We start from the raw sequence: 17,369 nt of genomic DNA, 5'->3' as shown, positions 1-17,369 counted from the left end.
TCTCCCGAAAGACAGGGTCCTCACCACGGTATGGTGTTCTCTCGAACTCTCGACACCCCCGTGCGGGGCGAGAGGGCGCTTCCGAGATCAGAAGAAGGATCCATACGTGTCACTTTCCGAGCCGCAGAGCGACCCTCAGAACATCCCGGAGGGCGGGGCCGCCCAGAGTGCAGAGGACGACCTGAACGAGCTCCGCGAAGCCGTCCTCGACGACTGGCTCCGGGTGACCTCGAGCGTGACGGATGCCGTTCGCGAGATGCAGTCGACCCTGTCCTGGCGGATCACGAGGCCTCTGCGCCTGGTCCGCATGGTCCAGCGCAAGGTCGACGAATTCGGCGTCGTTCCGGCCGCCCAACTCTCCGCGGCCGCCATCGCCAAGCGACTGGGGCGTTGATGCCGCGAGTCGATACGACCGAGCTGCAGCGCGCCCTCCGGGCGCGACTGGTCAGAGTGGCCGCGACCCTCGGCGTCACAGTGGGCGACACGTCCACCGCCGCCGAAGTCCTCGACACCCTCAGCCGTTCCGTGGCTTCGTCGCACGACGACCGCCAGGTCTGGCTCCTGCACATCGGCATCACCGGCATCTTCCCCGAACCGGACGACCTCGCCCGCCTCTCGCGGGCACTGGTGCTGTCGACGCCCGCGACCGCGATGATCAGCGCCCTCGAGGGCACGATCCAGGCAGGATCACGGTCGTTCTCGGCGCTCCGCAGCATCGAGATCGTGACGGGCGAGGTGCTCGTCGACGTCGACTTCTGCGCGCGCTGGGAGCACAACACCGGCATCCAGCGCGTCGTCCGGCACACCGTGCCCGAATGGCAGGACGACCCGGATCGTCCGCACCGCCTCGTCGCCTGGACCGTCGACAATTCCGGCTACGTTCCTCTCACCGAGCGCCAGCGCGACCGCGTCCTGCACTGGAACGATCGCCGCTTCGAGAAGGTCGTCGACGACCCGGTGACCAACGCCGAGCTCGAGACCGCGGCGATCCTCGTGCCGTGGGAGTCCACCCTCCTTCTCGCCGAGGTCCCGGCCGACGGCGTCTGCCCCGAGATCGCGTGCCTCGCCGCCGACTCTCCGAACACCGTCTCCGCCATCGGCTACGACGCGATTCCGCTGATCAGCGCCGACACGCTTCCCAACGCCGAATCGGAGCGGTTCGCGCACTACCTGAGCGTCGTCAAGCACGTCGACGTCGTCGCCGGCATCAGCGAGTCGGCGTCCGACGAGTTCCGCGGTTTCGTCGACATGTTGCCCAGTCAAGGCGTCGAGGGTCCGAGCGTCGTCGCCGTGTCGTTGGCGACGGAAGTCTCCGAGATCGCCCGGCGCGCCGTGGCCAGCGTCGTCGTCGACCCGAAAGAACCGCCGATCATCCTGTCCGTCGGCAGCCACGAGCCGCGGAAGAATCAGGACGCAGCGCTCTTCGCCGCCGAGGTCCTCTTCCGCGAGGGTCACGACTTCCGAATCGTCTTCATCGGCGGAGGGAGCCGACAGGCGACCTACCGGTTCGATCGAAAGGTCGCCGAGCTGCGAAAGGAGGGCATGCGCGTCGAGTCACACCGCAGACTCGGCGACGAAGACCTGTGGTCGTTCTTCGCGCGGGCGCGATTCTCGGTCTTCGCTTCGCTCCACGAAGGCTTCGGCCTCCCCGTGGCGGAGTCCCTCGCGTTCGGGACCCCCGTGTTGACGAGCGACTTCGGCAGTCTCGACGAAGTCGCCGCCGCCGGTGGCTGCCTCCAGGTCGATCCGCGTGATGACGAGCAGATCGTCGCCGCCATGCGGACACTCCTGACCGATGACGTCGCGTTGAGCGGTCTGCGCCGCGAGATCGAGGGCCAGACCCAGAAAACCTGGAAGACCTACGCCGACGAGCTCTGGCAGGCCGCCGTCGTCCCCCTGGCCCCGGCCGCCGCCTCCGCAACAGAAAGCCTCCGATGACGACCATGACGATCCCCGGCCTCGCCGTCCTCGGTCGCCCTGCAGCCGATGCAGCCCTTCGGGTCGCCGCGACGGCGCTCCTCGGTGCGGCCGACGGCTGGAAGCGAAGTAAGGGTGCCCGACTGGTCGACGAGGTGTCGACAGCTCTGGGCGCCCCGGACGACTCGGTGTCCTACCTTCTCCTCGCGTGTCTCGAGCGTCGGATCCCGACCTCCTCCGAGATCCTCGACTTCACCCGGGACTGGCGCCTGCAGGGGCTGCGAAAACCCCTTCGGGCGAGCTGGTCGCGCGCCGCGGCGACACCGGTCCCGGCGCAGGCGGGCGAGGTGGTCGTCGACTCGGGGATCGTCATCGATGTGACCGACACCGGTCGCAGCCGGTTCACCACCGGAATCCAGCGCGTGTCTCGCGCGACGATCACCCGGTGGGCCCGAGACCACGACGTGAGTCTCGTCTCCTGGACCCTCAACGGAGCGCGACTCGTCGGCTCGAGCGACGACGAGATCTCCCGGGTCATTCTCGATGACGCCGTCCGCGACCGCATCGTCCAACACCGTGACGCTTTCGTCGTCCCCTTTCGCGCGACGTTCGTGCTTCCCGAGATCACGACGGAATCGAAGCGGACCTGGAACATCCACACGATCGCGCGTTTCAGCCGGAGTCGCTCGACGGCCATCGGGTTCGACTGCATCCCGGTGACGACCTCCGAGACCAGCGGGCCCGGCATGCCGGGTGCTTTCTCCAAGTACCTCGCCGCTTTGTCGGCTTTCGACGCCGTGGGCGCCATCTCGTCCGCCGCGGCCACCGAATACGGCGGCTGGCGGCGGATGCTCGGAGGCACGGGTCTCGAAGGTCCTCGGGTCGAGACCATCGCACTGCCCTGGCAGACGGGTGACGTGGCGGACGACGTCGTCGAGAGCACCCGCCGCGAGCTCGGCCTCGACGACGGCCTCCCGATCGTTCTCGCCGTCGGCAGTCACGAGCCGCGGAAGAACCACCTCAATCTCCTCGCCGCCGCCGAGCTCAACTGGCGTCGGGGGCACGACTTCCATCTCGTCCTGGTCGGCGGCAACGCCTGGGGCGACGGAGAGTTCAAGACGATGGTCGCCAATCTGCGACGGGTGGGCAGACGCATCTCGCTCCTCTCCGGCGTCAGCGACGAGATCGTCTGGAGCCTCTACCGGCTCGCCCGATTCTCGGTGTTCTGCAGCATCAACGAGGGGTTCGGCCTGCCCGTCGTCGAGTCCCTCGCGAGCGGGACGCCGGTGCTGACGAGCGACTTCGGCAGCATGCGCGATCTCGGTGAAGACAACGGTGCGGTTCTCGTGTCGCCGCATGACATCGCGGCGATGGCCATGTCGATCGGGGCCCTCCTGACGGACGATGCCCTGGTGTCCCGGCTGGCGCAGCAGGCCGACAGTCTCGAGCACCCGAGCTGGGACGACTACGCCGACGCGATGTGGAGCCTGGCGACCGAGTAACCCCTCGAGGTCGGCCTCCCCTCGGCCGGGTCGCCTACGAGTCGCGGGGCGCGGTCTGCAGGGCGGCGACGGTGCGGCGCACGCCCTCCTCCAGGGACGTGAGAGAGCGGGCGTCGACCTGCGTGAGCTGCGTCGAACGGAACCGCAGGTCGAGCGCCTGGTAGACCGCGGCAGGATCATGGCCCGAAACGATGTCCAGCGAGCGGTCCATGACCTTCTCGAGCATCGCGATGATGCCGCTGATCGAGACACCCTCCTGCGCCGCGAAGATCTTGAGCAGGCTGCTGCCCGCCTCGAGGTCCTCGACGAGGTCGACGGCGTCGACGATCATGGCGCCGGCATCGTCGACGAAGAGGTAGTCCCTCACGGTGTGCAGGGGCACGTAGATGTTCGAAGGGCGTCCGTCGAGACGCGCCGCTGCCAGCTGTGAGATGAGGCCCTGAGGCTTGGCGATGTTCTGGCCGGGGCCGTAGAGGTTCGAGATGCGTCCGATGAGGAGGCGGTGGCCCGAGGACGCGGCGAAGTCGCGGAAGGTGTCCTCGAGGCGAAGCTTCCCCCGGCCGTACGGCGCCAGAGGAGCGGTCTCGGAGTCTTCGCTGAAGGGCGGCGCCGGATTGCCGGCGTAGGTCGCTCCGGCGGAGGACGCGAAGAACAGGGTTCCGCTGGTCCCGGACGGCAGGACGCGCTCGATCTCGGCCAGGGTCGCCTCGACGACGCGCTGCTCGGTCTCGAACTCGGCCTCACCCGTCGCGACGACGCCGGTTCCGGCGGTCCAGTAGAGGGACCACTCGGACCCGGGGCCGCTCTCGACGAGGTGAAGGACGGCTTCGGCGATGACGGCGGGCACGGCGGCGGAGTCGTCCCACGGCACCGCGACGCGATGCACCCGTCGATCTCGGGCGGTGAGTTCGCGCACGAGAGCGCCGCCGAGAAGACCACCTGAACCGACGACGAGACTACGGGTTCCAGACACGAGTGCCGACTGTAGCAGGTCAGTTCGACCGGCCGAGGGCCTTCCTAGCGGCCCGACGGACGGGGTTGGATTCGAACTGGTCGACACGCCGCCGCAGCGCGTTCGCCGTCTCTCCGAGCTCGCGGTGTTGCGCCCGAAGGTGCGCAAGCTCGTCCCGCAGTCGGAGCAGCTCGGCCTGCGTGACCTCGGCGAGGGCCTGCCTCCGCGCGGCGAGGTCGAGGGTGTCTTGCGTGTGCCTCTGACGGTCGTCGGCGAACGCCAGGCGCTCGAACGCCCATCGCTCGAACTCGGCTTCGAGACCGGTGAACACGACGGACGGCTCGTCGTTGCGCGACGCCGGTCGCTCGGCGACACCGAATTCGGCGACGGGCGCCAGGCCGGGTGCGTCTGCCGACGCTTCGGGCAACCGCTCGAGGACTTCGGCCCAGCGCTCCTGGAAGAGTTCGAGCGCGCGGCTGGACAGGAAGTCGCGGTAGTAGGTGCTCGAACCCGCGGTGGACAGCCCGGATGAGTGAACCGCGACCGCCGACGGCTCGACGACGACCCGGTGCCCGGCGAGGTGGAGCCGGAACTGCAGGTCGACGTCTTCGTAGTAGGCCGGCTCGTACCGCTTGTCGAACCCTCCCACGGCGGCGACGGCGGAGCGTCGCAGCAAGAGCGCGGCACCGGAGCCGTAGTCGACGTCGTGCGTGACGAGGAGTCCTGCTTCGCGGGCCGCCTCGACGGTGAGTCCGCCGGCGATCGGGTGCGTCGCACCGTGGGCGACGACTCGACAGCCGGCCTCCTGGATGGTTCCGTCGTCGTTCAGCAGCAGACTGGACACCGCGGCGATGGTCTCATCGGCCTCGGCCGCGCCGACCAGTGCTTGGAGCCAGCCGGCCTCGGGGACGGCGTCGTCGTTCAACAGCACGACGTAGTCGGTGTCGACGGCATCGATGCCCAGCGTGCAGCCGCCGCCGTAGCCGAGGTTCGTCTCGGACACGAGCAGGCGGTCGGGCGCGCTTCGACGCGCGGCCTCCTGGACGGCCTCGGGAGCACCGTTCACCACGACGACGACCTCCAGCAAGAAGTCGCCCTCTTGCGACCGAACCGCACGGACACAGCGTTCGAGCTCCTCGACCAGCCGCCAGGCCAGGATCACGACACTGACGGAGCGAGGAGGAGCGGACGTCATGTGGGGCCACCATTTCGATGCATCGGGGCCACCGAATCCGCGGCCAGTGGCAGTGTAGCGGTGGCTCGCAGCATGTTCCGAGGGCACCGCGCCGGGTTGCTGGCGAGCTCCAGGCATGACTCTGGCATAATAAACCGCGCCCGATCCAGCCCGCCCGTTTACCCGCCTCGCGCTCGTCGAGTCCGGGTTCCGGTTCCAGCGGGGGAGTCGGGCGAGATTGAGGAGTCCGGTGACTACCACTGCTGCACAAGAACGCATCCGCCGACTGGAGAAGCTTCCCTTCGTGGCGGCGGGCGCTCCCGACGCGACGCTGCTCGGCGGCTTCTGGGGTGGCGTCCGCGACGTCATCACGCACAGGAGCCTGCTCGACCTGCTGATCCGGCGCGAGCTCAAGGCCCGCTACAAAGACTCCAGCCTCGGCTTCGTCTGGTCGTTCATCCGGCCGCTGACGATGCTCCTCATCTACTACGTGGCCATCGGGCAGTTCCTCGGTGCCGCCCGTAACGTGCCGCAGTACGCGATCTTCGTCTACTCGGGTCTCACGATCTGGGGCCTCTACAACGAGATCGTCGCGGGATCGACGATGAGCATCCTGGCGAACGCGGGGTTGATCAAGAAGGTCTACGTTCCCCGCGAGCTGTTCCCGCTCGCCTCGATCGGCTCCGCCCTGTTCAACTTCGGCATCCAGATGATCGTCCTGCTGGGCGCCATCCTCGTGACGGGGCAGTTCCCCCTCAGCTGGAACCTCCTCTACGCGCTCGCCGCGGTCGTCATGGTGGTCACGTACGGCGTGGCCCTGGCACTGCTGCTGTCGGCGTTCAACGTCTACCTCCGCGACATCCAGTACCTCGTCGAGGTGGCACTGCTGATCTTCTTCTGGGCATCGCCCATCGTCTACTCCTGGACCCAGGTCCAGACGGTCGCGAAGAACCACGCCTGGGTGGCCGACGTCTACCTGCTCAACCCCATGTCGAACGCGATCCTGGCGTTCCAGAAAGGCATGTGGGAGGCCGGCAGCAAGATCAACGTCCTCAAGGGCGCCGACGGCAAGAACCACGCCGTCCCGCCCGTCGACTGGCCCGCCCACCTCGAGTTCCGGCTGCTGGTGCTCTTCGTGATCGGGCTCGCGCTCGTCTACGTGGCTCAGCGTGTCTTCGCCCGCCTGCAGGGCAACTTCGCGCAGGAGATCTGAGAATGAGCAACGTTCCCGTCATCACGATGAACGAGGTCTCCAAGCGGTTCATCATCCGTAAGGAGAAGTCGCTCAAGGAGCGCCTGGTCAACTTCGGCCGATCGCGCAAGCACAAAGAAGACTTCTGGGCCCTCCGCGACCTGACACTCGACATCGAGGCCGGTACCACCGTCGGCCTGATCGGCGCGAACGGCTCCGGCAAGTCGACGCTGCTCAAGGTCATCGGCGGCATCATCCAGCCGACGAAGGGCACCGTGCGCCGCCGCGGCCAGCTCGCTGCTCTCCTCGAGCTCGGCGCCGGATTCCACCCCGACCTGACGGGGCGCGAGAACGTCTTCCTGAACGGCGCGATCCTGGGGCTCTCTCAGAAGCAGATCGAAGGGTACTTCGACTCGATCGTCGACTTCAGCGAGATCCGCGACTTCATCGACACGCAGGTGAAGTTCTACTCGTCCGGCATGTACGTGCGACTCGCCTTCGCGATCGCCATCCACGTCGATCCCGACGTCCTGCTCGTCGACGAGGTCCTGGCCGTCGGCGACGAGCCGTTCCAGAAGAAGTGCCTCGACAAGATCAAGGAGTTCCAGCAGGAGGGGCGCACCATCGTGCTCGTCACGCACGACCTCACCACGGTCGAAGAGATGTGCGACCGCGCCATCGTCCTCTCCCACGGCCAGGTCATCTTCGACGGCGGCTCCGTCGACGGTGTCGCGGCGCTCCGCGCCAATTTCGCCACGCAGTAGCGCGAGCCGCTGCAGCAGTCCTCCCGATCCGAACATCCGAAAGGTCCTCGTGAAGGTCTTCGTCCAGGTTCCGTGCCTCAACGAGGAGACGACGCTCCCCGCCGTTCTCGAGAGCATCCCCAAATCGATCCCGGGCGTCGACGAACTCCACGTTCTCGTCATCGACGACGGCTCGACCGATCGAACCGTGGAGGTCGCCAGGGCCCACGGCGTGACCCACTTCGTGCACCACGTGCGCAATCAGGGCCTGGCCCGCTCGTTCCGTGACGGCGTGCACTACGCGCTGAGCCAGGGCGCCGACATCGTCGTCAACACCGATGGCGACAACCAGTACCCGCAGTCGATGATCCCCGAGCTCCTGGCTCCGGTGATCGCGGGCGAGGCGGACATCGCCATCGGCGACCGCCAGACGCATCTCATCGAGCACTTCTCGCCGTTCAAGAAGCGCATGCAGAAATTCGGGAGCCAGGTGGTGAACGTCGCGGCCGAGACGAACCTGCCCGACGCCGCCTCCGGCTTCCGCGCCTACAGCCGCGAGGCACTCATCAAGCTCAACGTCGTCACCCAGTTCAGCTACTGCATGGAAACGATCATCCAGGCCGGCAACAAGCGCATGAAGATCGCCAGCGTGCCGGTCACGACCAACGCCAAGACCCGTGAGTCGCGCCTGTTCGGCTCGATGGGGGAGCACATGCTCCAGTCGGGCAAGGCGATCGTGCGCAGCTACTTCATGTTCAAGCCGCTGGCGTTCTTCATCTGGCTCGGCGTCTTCTTCGGCGTGGTCGGGCTGATCCCGTTCGTCCGCTACGCCATCCTCATCGCCGCGAACTCCGGCGGCAACCACCTGCAGTCCCTGATCATCGGCATCTTCCTGTTGGTCGCGGCCGTCCTCTCGTTCGCTTTGGCCGTCATCGCCGATCTTCTCCGCACCAACCGGATCCTCCAGGAGGAGACACTCGAGCGGTTGAAAGAGATCCAGTACGGTTTCACCCGCGCAGACCGGTGACAGTGGCAGAAGCGCAGGCTCCGGTGTCGCGCCCGATCTCCGTGGTGAGCCGTCTCCCCGAGCGGATCCTTCAGATCCTGGTGGGCGTCTTCCTCGCCACGTCGTCCATGGCGGCGTTCGGCGTCTACAAGCCCTACACCGTGCTGCCTCTGATCGTCGTGTTCTGCGCCCTCTGCTGGCGGTTCCTGCCGATCGACCTGGAGCCGAGCGTGGTCCGGGCCCGGAGCGCCGCGGTCGCCGTGGGGGCTGCGATCGTCTGGACGATCGTCCAGGTGCCGTTCGCGACGCAGTACATCGTGGCGAGTCGTGACCCCGGCATCTACACGAACCTCGGCGCGTGGCTCGCTCGCACGGGCGCGACGGCCATCGACGTCTCGCAGGCCGTGAAGGCCGCGTCCGGCATCGCGGGCGTGAGCGGTGCGCCCGGGATCTTCGGGTACGAGAGCGACCTGAACGTGCGCCTTCAGGGGGAGCGGATTCCCGTCCCTTCTGGCTCTCGGCTACTGGGCCGCCGGGGTGAACGGGCTGGTCGTCGTCAACATCGTCCTCGGCGGCGTGGCCCTCCTCGCCGTCTACACCGTCGCTCGACGTCTCCTGGGCCCCGTGTGGTCACTTCTGCCGTCGACGATTCTCGGTGTCTCGATGCCGATGGTCTACTTCTCGCGCGGCACGTACACCGAAGTCGTGAGTCTGGCGCTGTTCTTCGCCGCGATCACCTGGCTCTGGAGCGCCTTCCGCACCGGGCGCCGACAGGAGTTCTTCTTCGCCGGAGTGCTGGCCGGAGCGACGAGTGAGACCCGGATCGACGGTGTGCTCGGAGTGGCCGCGATGGTCGTCGCGTTCCTGCTCGTCATCCTGGGAATCGCTCGGCCACGCCTCTCGATCCCTCTGGGTCGGGCCTTCGCGCTGTTCGCTCTTCCCGCCGTCGTCATCACCGCGTTCAGCGTCTACGACTTCGAGACCAACTTCCACACCTACGTGACCGATCTCGGCTCGCAGACCAAAGCGCTCTGGGTGCTGTTCGCCCTCGTGACGGTCCTGACGGCGGTCGTCCTCCTCGTCCAGCGCGTTGTCGCTTCCAGCCGTGGCGGGCGTCCCGCACCCTTCCTCCTCGGCGGTGAACTCGGTGACCGCGGCGCCACGGGCCTCGGCACCGTCCTCGGCGCGATCGTGCCGCTCACCTTCGCCTTCTGGGCCGTGCGCCCGGCTCTCTTCCACGTGCACGGTGGCAACTCGCCGAGCGTCCAGGCTGTCGTCGAAGGCCTTCAGCGCGCGGCCGGAGCGCCGGTCGACGGCACCCGCACCTACGACGAGTGGTCCCTGTACTGGTTCGTCTGGTACTTCGGGCTGCCTTTCCTCCTGGCCGCCGGCATCGGCCTCGGCCTCCTCGTCCGCCGGGCCGTCGCGCGACACGAGCCCGGGCTCCTCGTGCTCACCGCGCTCACCTTCGCGGTCTCGCTGCTCTACCTCGACAAGATGTCGATCACGCCAGACCAGAGTTGGGCCTTCCGGCGGGCTCTTCCGCTGATCGCCCCCGGCTTCGTGATCGCCTCTGTAGAGCCGATCCGGCTCCTGGCCGGACGCGTGAAGAAGCGTTCCGTTCGCTTCGGGCGTCTCGTCGCAGCCATGTGCATCGTCCTCGTCGTCGGCGGAACCGTCTCGGCCTGGACCCCGCGCACTTTCGGCACGATCAACGGCAACGGTCAGGCTGCCGAGATCTCGGCCATCTGCTCTCGGCTCGGCGACGCCAAAGACGTCGTCCTCGTCAACCTCGGCCCGGATCCGTACGGGCTCGGTCTCAAGACCTTCTGCGGCGTCGACGTCGTGATGGTCTCGACCGGGCCGGTCACCTCCGCGTCCACGGCGGCGACGACCGCGCACCTCAAGGAGCTCGCCACGCGACTCGATCCGGGGACGCCCGTGGTGACGTCCAACGAATCGACCGTGCCCTGGCAGAAGGACGATCCGACTCCTCTCGTGACGGCGCACGTGAAGTTCTGGACCTCCCGGCTCATCGGTGCCCCGAACGAGATCAGCGAGTCGTCGCGTACCACGTGGATCGGCACTCTCACGGCCGACGGAACCGTGGCCGATCGATGACGCCCGGCGAGAGGTGACGCCCGCCGAGAGGTGACGCCCGGTCCGCCGCCCGCCGTGCGGGCGTGCGGTTCAGCGCGGGTCGGGGAGGTCGCTGCCGCTGTGCTCGAAGTGCGGCAGCCGCAGGCGCCAGGAGCGCTTGCGGGCCGTGATCGTGGCGATGGCGACGAACAGCATGAGGTTCGACTCGAACAGCACGTAGCTCTCGGCCATGGCCGTCACGGCGATCAGGATCAGCACGAGCGCCGGCCACACGTACGCCACGATCGGGTGGTCGGACGCCGTCAGCCAGGCGCGCACGAAGGCGAGGCCTCCGGCGGCGAGGAGGAGCACGAGGCCAATCAGGCCGACCTGGAGCCAGGTGTCGAAGAAAGCGCCGAGCCCTGTCTCGGAGGGTTTTCCGCCGGTCGTGAGGATGGTGAAGGGGAAGACGTCGTTCTGCCAGGCGCCCGTGAATCCCCACCCGGCGATCGAGTGCAGATCGATCAGGCTCCGCATGTCGGTCCAGAGCCGGAGCCGGGTCTCGACGTCGGAGGTGGCGCCGATCGTCGTCCAGAGGCGGTCGCGGGCGAAGAACGCGAGGGCGCCTCCGATCACCACGAGCACGAGGAGGACGGTCTGCATCACGGATTTCCGCTCGCGGGGCGCCCTGCGGATGCTGCGCAGCGCGATCGCCGCCACGACGAGCGCGAGCACGGCGATCGACGTGACCGGGGACGACGCGAACACGAGCGTCAGGAGGGCCAGGACGCCGGAGGCGATGGCCGTGCCCTGCGTGATCGACCGGGTCATCCACTCGACGGCGAAGGTGATCAGGGCCAGAGCCGCCAGAAAGCCGAGGAAGTTGCGCGTGCCTCCCACGCCCTGGATGGGCCCGCCCTCCGCGAGCCGGCCCTGGATGCCGAGGAAAGAGATCGGCTGGTCGATCAGCAGGCCGCTGAGGACCTCGAGCGAGAGCGAGATGGTGAGCAGGATCCGCAGGGCGTCGCCGGTGGCCCGGATGACCTGCACCAGGTCGCGCCCGAGTGCGAGATACATGCCGAGGGCCCCGAACGCCAGAGCGTAGAAGACGCCGCCGACGGTGACCCAGGTGTACTGGCTCCAGAAGACGCTGACGCCGAGGAACCCGAACAGGCCCAGAAGCGAAATCGGCAGGATGCCTCGCCATTCGATCCGGTGTCGTGCGCCGAGCAGCGACAGCGAGGCGAGCACCACCAGGGTGGCCAGGACGGCGATCGAGCCGGGCCAGCCGATCAGGGCCCGCACCGTGTGGATGCCGAGGGCGTAGAGCAGGATCGCGACGGTGAGCGACTGACTGAAGGTGCCGCCGGCCGAGAATCCGATCCAGGCCGAGAGGTACCGCCGCGGCGGATCACGCCTCGCGTCGGGAATCGTCACGCCTCATTGTGACAGGTGAGCTGGCGAAGGAGACGCCGCATCGCCCGGCAAGCCTGCGTCCGAGCGGAGTCGTGGCAGCCTGTCGGGATGACCTACCTGCCCGCGGACGTCGCCCGAACCCGCATGCCTGCGGCCGAGGTGCGACGCCGCCGGCCGACCGCGAGAGGTGGCGAGATCCTCGCCGGCGTGCTGATCGCGATCCTGCTCGCCCTGGTCGCGAGGCTGCGCCTTCCGCCCGAGGTCCGGGCCACGGTCTGGGCCGAGGACGGCCGAGTCTTCCTTCACGAACGCTACGACCTCGGCGTCTTCGGGAGCCTGTTCCACCCGTATCAGGGCTACTTGCAGTTCGTGCCCCGGATCCTCACCGACATCGCGACCGCCGTGTCGCCTCTCGACCACTTCGCCACGACGGTCACCGCGCTGGTCTGCACGGCGTCCGGGATCGTCGCTTGCCTCGTGTTCTGGTGCAGCCGCGACGTCGTGTCGTCGCCGTGGTCTCGCGCCGCGCTCGCGTCGATCACGGTTCTGGTGCCGGCGCTGCCGATCGAGGTGCTGGGCAACATGGCCAACTTCCACTGGCTGCTCCTCTGGCTGACGCCCTGGCTGCTGCTCTTCCGCCCGCGGGCGTGGTGGCAGTCCGGGGTGGTGGCCGTGATCCTGCTGGCCTGCGCCCTGTCGGAGATCCAGGTGGCGCTGTTCCTGCCGCTCGTGCTCTTCTCCCTGCGCCGTCCGAAATCGTGGCCGGTGTCGGCGGCGCTCGTCGTCGGTGTGGCGGCCCAGATTGCGGCGCTGGCGACTCATGCGCGCACGAGGCCGGAGCGGAGTCCGTTGACGGCGCTCGATGTCATCCGCGGCTATCTCGAAAGCGTCGTCCTCCCGATCGCCAACCCCTCCGCGAACTGGGTCGGGGCCAGGGTCACCCAGTTCGGCTGGTGGATCGGGCTGCTCGCCCTCATCCCGTTCCTCGTCGCGGCGGTCATCCTGGTGCTCCGCACCCGCGGTTTCGACTTCGTCGCGATCGGAGCGGTCGCGGCGGGGGCGACCGTCCCCTGGGTCGCCGGAGCGCTCGTCAATGCCGACCACTACGTGCAGTTCGACCACTACACGCCGGCGGAGGAGCTCCACGGCCGAATCCTCCGCTACGGGGTGGTCCCGGCCATGTTCCTGATCGCTCTCGTCGTGCTCGCGGCCGATCGTCTGCTCCGGGCGAAGGGCCGTGCCGCGGTGACCGTCGGGGTGGTCGCCCTCGCGTTGACGTTCTGCGCTCAAGCCGTGCACGTGCACGTCGAGTCGCACCGACGGGACGGTGGCCCGCTCTGGACCACCGGCGTCGCCGCCGCGACGACGAGCTGCGAGTCGGGTGCGCAGGCCGCCTCGATCCCGGAGGCTCCCTCCTGGAAGACCGATCTGAGCTGCGCGGTGGTCCTCGACCGCTAAGGCGCGACGGGGGCGGCCACGTCGGAGCGCGCGACCTCGGGTGTGGTCCACCACCGGAAGTTGTCGGCGCGCGTCGACAGGCAGATCGTGACCAGGAGTGCCCAGCCCCACTCCACGTTCAGCCTCGACTCCGCGAGACCGTGCACGAGCAGGGTCGCGAGGAGCAGCAGAGGGAGCAGATCGAGCGAGTTCCACGGGGCCGGTCGCCCGACACCGAGCATGCGACGGTCGGTCGCCCACCACCACGACCGGGAGGCCGTCGTCACGAGGACCGCGAGGAAGAGCCCCAGGCCGATGAAGCCGAGCTGGAACCACACGTCGAGGTAGGCGTTGTGCGCCTGGAGGTAGACGACGCCCTTGCGGTGCGCGAGGTCGGCGAAGGGCGAGAGGTACGGCTGCCACCAGCCGGTCCAGCCCCAGCCGACCACGGGCCGCTCGACCGCGAGCCTCACGACGTCCCTCCAGATCGTCACGCGACCGGTGAGGTCTTCGCTCTTGCCGAGGACGTGCAGGATCGTGCCGCGGCCGACCGTCACCACGAGGGCGACCAGGGCGGCCAGCACGAGGGCGCCGACGGCCACGACCCAGCGGCGGCCGAGCGGGATCCTGCGCGCAGCGACGGCGAAGCCGAAGACGATGGCGCAGACGACGAGGCAGGCGACGACGGTCGACGAACGGGTGAGGCCCAGGGCCAGGATCGACGCGACGAGGCCGAGCCACGCCTCGCGCCTCGAGATCACCCGCGCGTGCGCCTGCACGGCCGTGACGATCAGGGCGAGCAGCGCGAAGATCGCCAGCAGGTTGCTGTTGCCGGGCAGGCCCTGGATCTGGCCCCCGGTGAAGAGGTTGTCACGGGTCCAGTTGAACGCGGCCGGGTAGCTGCTCGCCGAGCAGTCGACGTAGACCGGGCAGAACGGGTGCCGCACGAAGATCGACACGACGAGCTCGAACAGGAGCGAGAGCACGACGATGGAACGCAGGGCACGCCCGAGGGCCTTCACGATGCCGGGCCACGACACGGTCGACACGATGGCGACCGGGGCGACGGTCGTCATGAGCTGTGTTCCGATCCCGAGGAGGGACCCGCTGCGATAGTCGGACCAGATCAGCGAAGCGATCATCCAGGCGAGGAGAAGTCCGAGCAGGATCGGCAGACGGCCCGCCTTGATCGGATGCCTCACGACGAGCACGACCGACCAGGCCACCATGGCGAGGCAGATCGCGCCCCAGCCCCACCAGCCGATCGAATTCCGTAGGGCGTCGCCGAAGAACAGCACGAGGAACACGAACGTGGCGAAGGTGGTCCGCTCGGTTGCCGGACGCTTCGCCCCGGAGTCGACGCGGGGGAGGGCTCGGGCGACGGACATGCGACCAGGCTAGACGACGGAGGTGCCAGGGAGTCTCGCGCCCGAGGCGAAGCGGTACGGGTCCAGCGGCCGGTTGATACCTTGGGGGCATGTTCCTTGCCATCACCAACGTTCCGCGCGACTACGCGTGGGGTTCCACGGAGGCGATCTCCACCCTCCTCGGCCGAACCCCGTCGGGCCGCCCGGAGGCCGAGCTGTGGCTCGGCGCCCACCCGGGGTCGCCCAGCGTCGTCGTCAATCCCGCCGTCGTCGACGGCGCAGACACGCTCGCCGACTGGATCGCCGCTCAGCCCGATCGCGCCCTCGGCCAGGGGAAGCGTCACCTGCCGTTCCTGATGAAGGTGTTGGCCGCCGCGGCACCCTCTCGATCCAGGCCCACCCCACGCCGCAGCAGGCCCGCGAAGGCTTCGACCGCGAGAATCGCGCCGGCGTCCCGCTCGTGGCGACCGAGCGCAACTACAAGGATCCTTTTCCGAAGCCCGAGATCATCTACGCGCTGAGCGACACCTTCGACGCCCTGTGCGGTTTCCGGCCGCTGGACGACACGCGAGCCGACCTCGCGGCCCTCGACGACGGTTTGGGGCACCTGGATGCCCTCCGCGAGCACCTGGACGAGTCGCTCGAGGCCACAGTCGCCTGGCTCTTCGAGGGCGACGACGCGGCCGCGACCATCGAAGCGGTCAGCGGCTCGGCGACGGCCCTCGTCGCTGCGACCGACGTCGAGGTGTCGCCGACCATCGCGACCGTCGAGCAACTGGCCGAACTCTATCCGGGCGACCCGGGCGTCGTGATCGCGCTCCTCCTCAACCGGGTGACCCTGGCGAAGGGCGAGGCGCTCTTCCTCCCCGCCGGAAACATCCACGCCTATCTCGGCGGCCTCGGCATCGAGCTCATGGCGCCGTCCGACAACGTCCTGCGCGGTGGTCTCACGCCCAAGCACGTCGACGTCCCCGAACTGCTTCGCGTGCTCGACTTCGAACCGCTGCCCCTGCCGTACCTGCGGCCGACCGTCGCCGGCGCGGGCGTCGAGCGGTTCGACCCCGACGACGTCGGCTTCGCGCTGTTGCACGTCGTGCCGGGGGATCAGGGCGCCGTCGTCTCGCTCGGCGGCCCGTCGATCGTCCTCGTCACGAAGGGCGAGCTGCACCTCAAGGGTCAAGACGGCAACATCCGGCTCTCGCAGGGAGAGTCGGTCTACGTCACGCCCGACGAATGGCGGCTGGCCGTCACCGGCACCGGCGAGGCCTTCGTCGCGACCAGCGCCTAGTTCTCCGCCGCCGCCCCTCCCCGTCCTCTGCCCCGCACCACCCCACCCTGCCCGCCCCTCCTTGCCCGCTCCCGAAATCCCGCCCCACCATGCCCGCCCCACCCTGCCCGCCCCTCCCGAAATCGAAGGGGATTCTTCTGCGGGCCGACGGTTCACGCGGCAAAACGGGGTGTCGGCCGAAAATCCCCTTCGATTTCGGACGGGGGAGGGAGAGGGGAGGGGGCGGGGCGGGGTCGGGGGCAGCGTGAGGGGGAGGCGGCAGGCGAGCCGAGTGCAGCGGGCGGGGACGCTAGGCGAGCTGGCGCTCGCCGAAGGCCCGACGGTACGCCGTCGGAGTGGTCTGGAGCACCCGCGAGAAGTGGTGCCGCAGCACCGCCGCCGAGCCGAAGCCGGTGGCCGCTGCAATCGCCTCGAGCGTGTCGTCGGTCTCTTCGAGCAGGTTCTGCGCGCGGAGCAGTCGCTGGCGGTTGAGCCACGCCCCCGGTGTCGTCCCGACGTCGGCACGGAACCGCCTGGCGAAGGTCCGCGGCGACATCAGTGCTCGGCGGGCCAGTTCGTCGACGGTCAGGTCGCGGTCGAGGTTCTCGATCATCCAGTCCATGACGCTCGCGAGCGAGTCGGAGCAGCGCTCGGCGATGGGCGCACCGATGAACTGCGCCTGCCCGCCGTCGCGCTGCGCCGGGATGACCATGCGCCGGGCGATGGCGTTCGCCGCGCCCACTCCGAGCTCTCGGCGCACGAGGTGAAGGCATGCGTCGATCCCGGCCGAGGTGCCTGCGCTCGTCACGAGGGTCCCCTCGTCGACGTAGAGCACGTCGGGGTCGACCGTCACGGCCGGGTGGAGTCGTCTCAGGGCGTCGGCATGCATCCAGTGGGTCGACGCCCGGCGACCGTCGAGCAGCCCCGTCGCCGCCAGGACGAACGCGCCGCTGCAGATGCTGAGGATCGTCGCGCCGTTCGCGTGCGCCCGTCGCAGGAACTCGAGGTACGCAGGATCCACCTCTCCCGTGCCATGAGCGGGAACGACGACCAGGTCGACCCCGTCGGCCTCGTCGAGACCGTTGTCGATCACCATGTCGAAACCGAGGCTCGTCCGGACCGGGCCGGGGTGCGCCGTCACGACGCGGAAGTCGAAGACCGGCCCGCCCGTGTCGCGGCGGTCGATGCCGAACACCTCACAGGCGACCCCGAATTCGAACGGCGGGAGGCCCTCGATGGCGAGGACGGCGACGGAGTGCAGCATGGGAGTCCTTCCGTGCTGGCGGTTGTTTGACGTGCATCCAGATACTGCCAGTG

At 68.6% G+C, this 17,369-nt stretch carries 13 protein-coding genes and 2 pseudogenes; 9 read left to right on the top strand and 6 right to left on the bottom strand.

What is annotated here, in order from left to right; all coding sequences use genetic code 11:
• Nucleotides 1-106 precede the first annotated feature (106 nt).
• From QUE79_RS17990 to QUE79_RS17980, 3 genes are read left to right on the top strand one after another with little or no spacing between them, the layout of a single operon-like run.
• Nucleotides 107-394, top strand: coding sequence for a hypothetical protein (locus tag QUE79_RS17990; RefSeq protein ID WP_286344262.1), 288 nt, complete (start codon nucleotides 107-109; stop codon nucleotides 392-394).
• Nucleotides 394-1,938 carry a glycosyltransferase gene (locus tag QUE79_RS17985; protein ID WP_286344261.1) on the top strand — a complete coding sequence of 515 codons (1,545 nt, stop codon included), beginning with the start codon at nucleotides 394-396 and terminating at the stop codon, nucleotides 1,936-1,938. Before QUE79_RS17990 ends, QUE79_RS17985 begins: the two co-directional genes overlap by 1 nt.
• Entirely contained in the window at nucleotides 1,935-3,419 is a 1,485-nt protein-coding gene (locus tag QUE79_RS17980; protein WP_286344260.1) for a glycosyltransferase family 4 protein, read from the top strand. The genes QUE79_RS17985 and QUE79_RS17980 overlap by 4 nt, the downstream gene beginning before the upstream one ends.
• A 34-nt stretch (nucleotides 3,420-3,453) precedes the next feature.
• On the opposite strand, the gene QUE79_RS17975 is transcribed toward QUE79_RS17980, so the two are convergent.
• Nucleotides 3,454-4,392: an NAD-dependent epimerase/dehydratase family protein gene (locus tag QUE79_RS17975; protein WP_286344259.1), complete on the bottom strand. Its 939-nt coding sequence runs from the start codon at nucleotides 4,390-4,392 to the stop codon at nucleotides 3,454-3,456.
• A 19-nt stretch (nucleotides 4,393-4,411) separates the two neighbouring features.
• Complete coding sequence (locus QUE79_RS17970) at nucleotides 4,412-5,566, bottom strand: glycosyltransferase family 2 protein (protein WP_286344258.1); 1,155 nt, start codon at nucleotides 5,564-5,566, stop codon at nucleotides 4,412-4,414.
• A gap of 229 nt (nucleotides 5,567-5,795) precedes the next feature.
• Between QUE79_RS17970 and QUE79_RS17965 the strand changes: the two genes are divergently transcribed.
• From QUE79_RS17965 to QUE79_RS17955, 3 genes and pseudogenes are all read left to right on the top strand, one after another.
• Nucleotides 5,796-6,758, top strand: coding sequence for an ABC transporter permease (locus QUE79_RS17965; RefSeq protein ID WP_286344257.1), 963 nt, complete (start codon nucleotides 5,796-5,798; stop codon nucleotides 6,756-6,758).
• 2 nt (nucleotides 6,759-6,760) lie between these two features.
• A pseudogene (locus QUE79_RS17960) lies at nucleotides 6,761-7,480 on the top strand (ABC transporter ATP-binding protein); the annotation flags it as partial.
• A 70-nt stretch (nucleotides 7,481-7,550) separates the two neighbouring features.
• Nucleotides 7,551-8,507: a glycosyltransferase family 2 protein gene (locus QUE79_RS17955; RefSeq protein ID WP_286344256.1), complete on the top strand. Its 957-nt coding sequence runs from the start codon at nucleotides 7,551-7,553 to the stop codon at nucleotides 8,505-8,507.
• A gap of 133 nt (nucleotides 8,508-8,640) precedes the next feature.
• Here QUE79_RS17955 and QUE79_RS17950 read toward each other — a convergent pair whose 3' ends face one another.
• A complete protein-coding gene (locus QUE79_RS17950; protein ID WP_286344255.1) occupies nucleotides 8,641-8,826 on the bottom strand; it encodes a hypothetical protein in 186 nt (61 codons plus the stop codon).
• Between the two features lie 197 nt (nucleotides 8,827-9,023).
• Here QUE79_RS17950 and QUE79_RS17945 point away from each other — a divergent pair, with 197 nt between their 5' ends.
• Nucleotides 9,024-10,607: a glycosyltransferase family 39 protein gene (locus tag QUE79_RS17945; RefSeq protein WP_286344254.1), complete on the top strand. Its 1,584-nt coding sequence runs from the start codon at nucleotides 9,024-9,026 to the stop codon at nucleotides 10,605-10,607.
• Between the two features lie 69 nt (nucleotides 10,608-10,676).
• On the opposite strand, the gene QUE79_RS17940 is transcribed toward QUE79_RS17945, so the two are convergent.
• The gene (locus QUE79_RS17940; protein ID WP_286344253.1) at nucleotides 10,677-12,002 is read right to left on the bottom strand and encodes an exopolysaccharide production protein; all 1,326 of its coding nucleotides are present in this window, start codon (nucleotides 12,000-12,002) and stop codon (nucleotides 10,677-10,679) included.
• A gap of 87 nt (nucleotides 12,003-12,089) precedes the next feature.
• Between QUE79_RS17940 and QUE79_RS17935 the strand changes: the two genes are divergently transcribed.
• A complete protein-coding gene (locus QUE79_RS17935; RefSeq protein WP_286344252.1) occupies nucleotides 12,090-13,439 on the top strand; it encodes a hypothetical protein in 1,350 nt (449 codons plus the stop codon).
• Here the strand turns inward: QUE79_RS17935 and QUE79_RS17930 are convergent.
• Nucleotides 13,436-14,806, bottom strand: coding sequence for an O-antigen ligase family protein (locus QUE79_RS17930; protein ID WP_286344251.1), 1,371 nt, complete (start codon nucleotides 14,804-14,806; stop codon nucleotides 13,436-13,438). The two genes, QUE79_RS17935 and QUE79_RS17930, sit on opposite strands and share 4 nt — an antisense overlap.
• Nucleotides 14,807-14,895: 89 nt before the next feature.
• Between QUE79_RS17930 and manA the strand changes: the two are divergent.
• Nucleotides 14,896-16,073, top strand: a pseudogene (gene manA, locus QUE79_RS17925) (mannose-6-phosphate isomerase, class I).
• Nucleotides 16,074-16,362: 289 nt separating this feature from the next.
• Here the strand turns inward: manA and QUE79_RS17920 are convergent.
• The gene (locus tag QUE79_RS17920) at nucleotides 16,363-17,316 is read right to left on the bottom strand and encodes a GlxA family transcriptional regulator (RefSeq protein ID WP_286344250.1); all 954 of its coding nucleotides are present in this window, start codon (nucleotides 17,314-17,316) and stop codon (nucleotides 16,363-16,365) included.
• Between the last annotated feature and the right edge of the window lie 53 nt (nucleotides 17,317-17,369).

This window comes from Frondihabitans sucicola, assembly GCF_030296615.1.
Lineage (GTDB): Bacteria > Actinomycetota > Actinomycetes > Actinomycetales > Microbacteriaceae > Frondihabitans > Frondihabitans sucicola.
The sequence above is the reverse complement of the archived record's forward strand: the minus strand, read 5'-3'. Positions and strand labels throughout refer to the sequence as shown.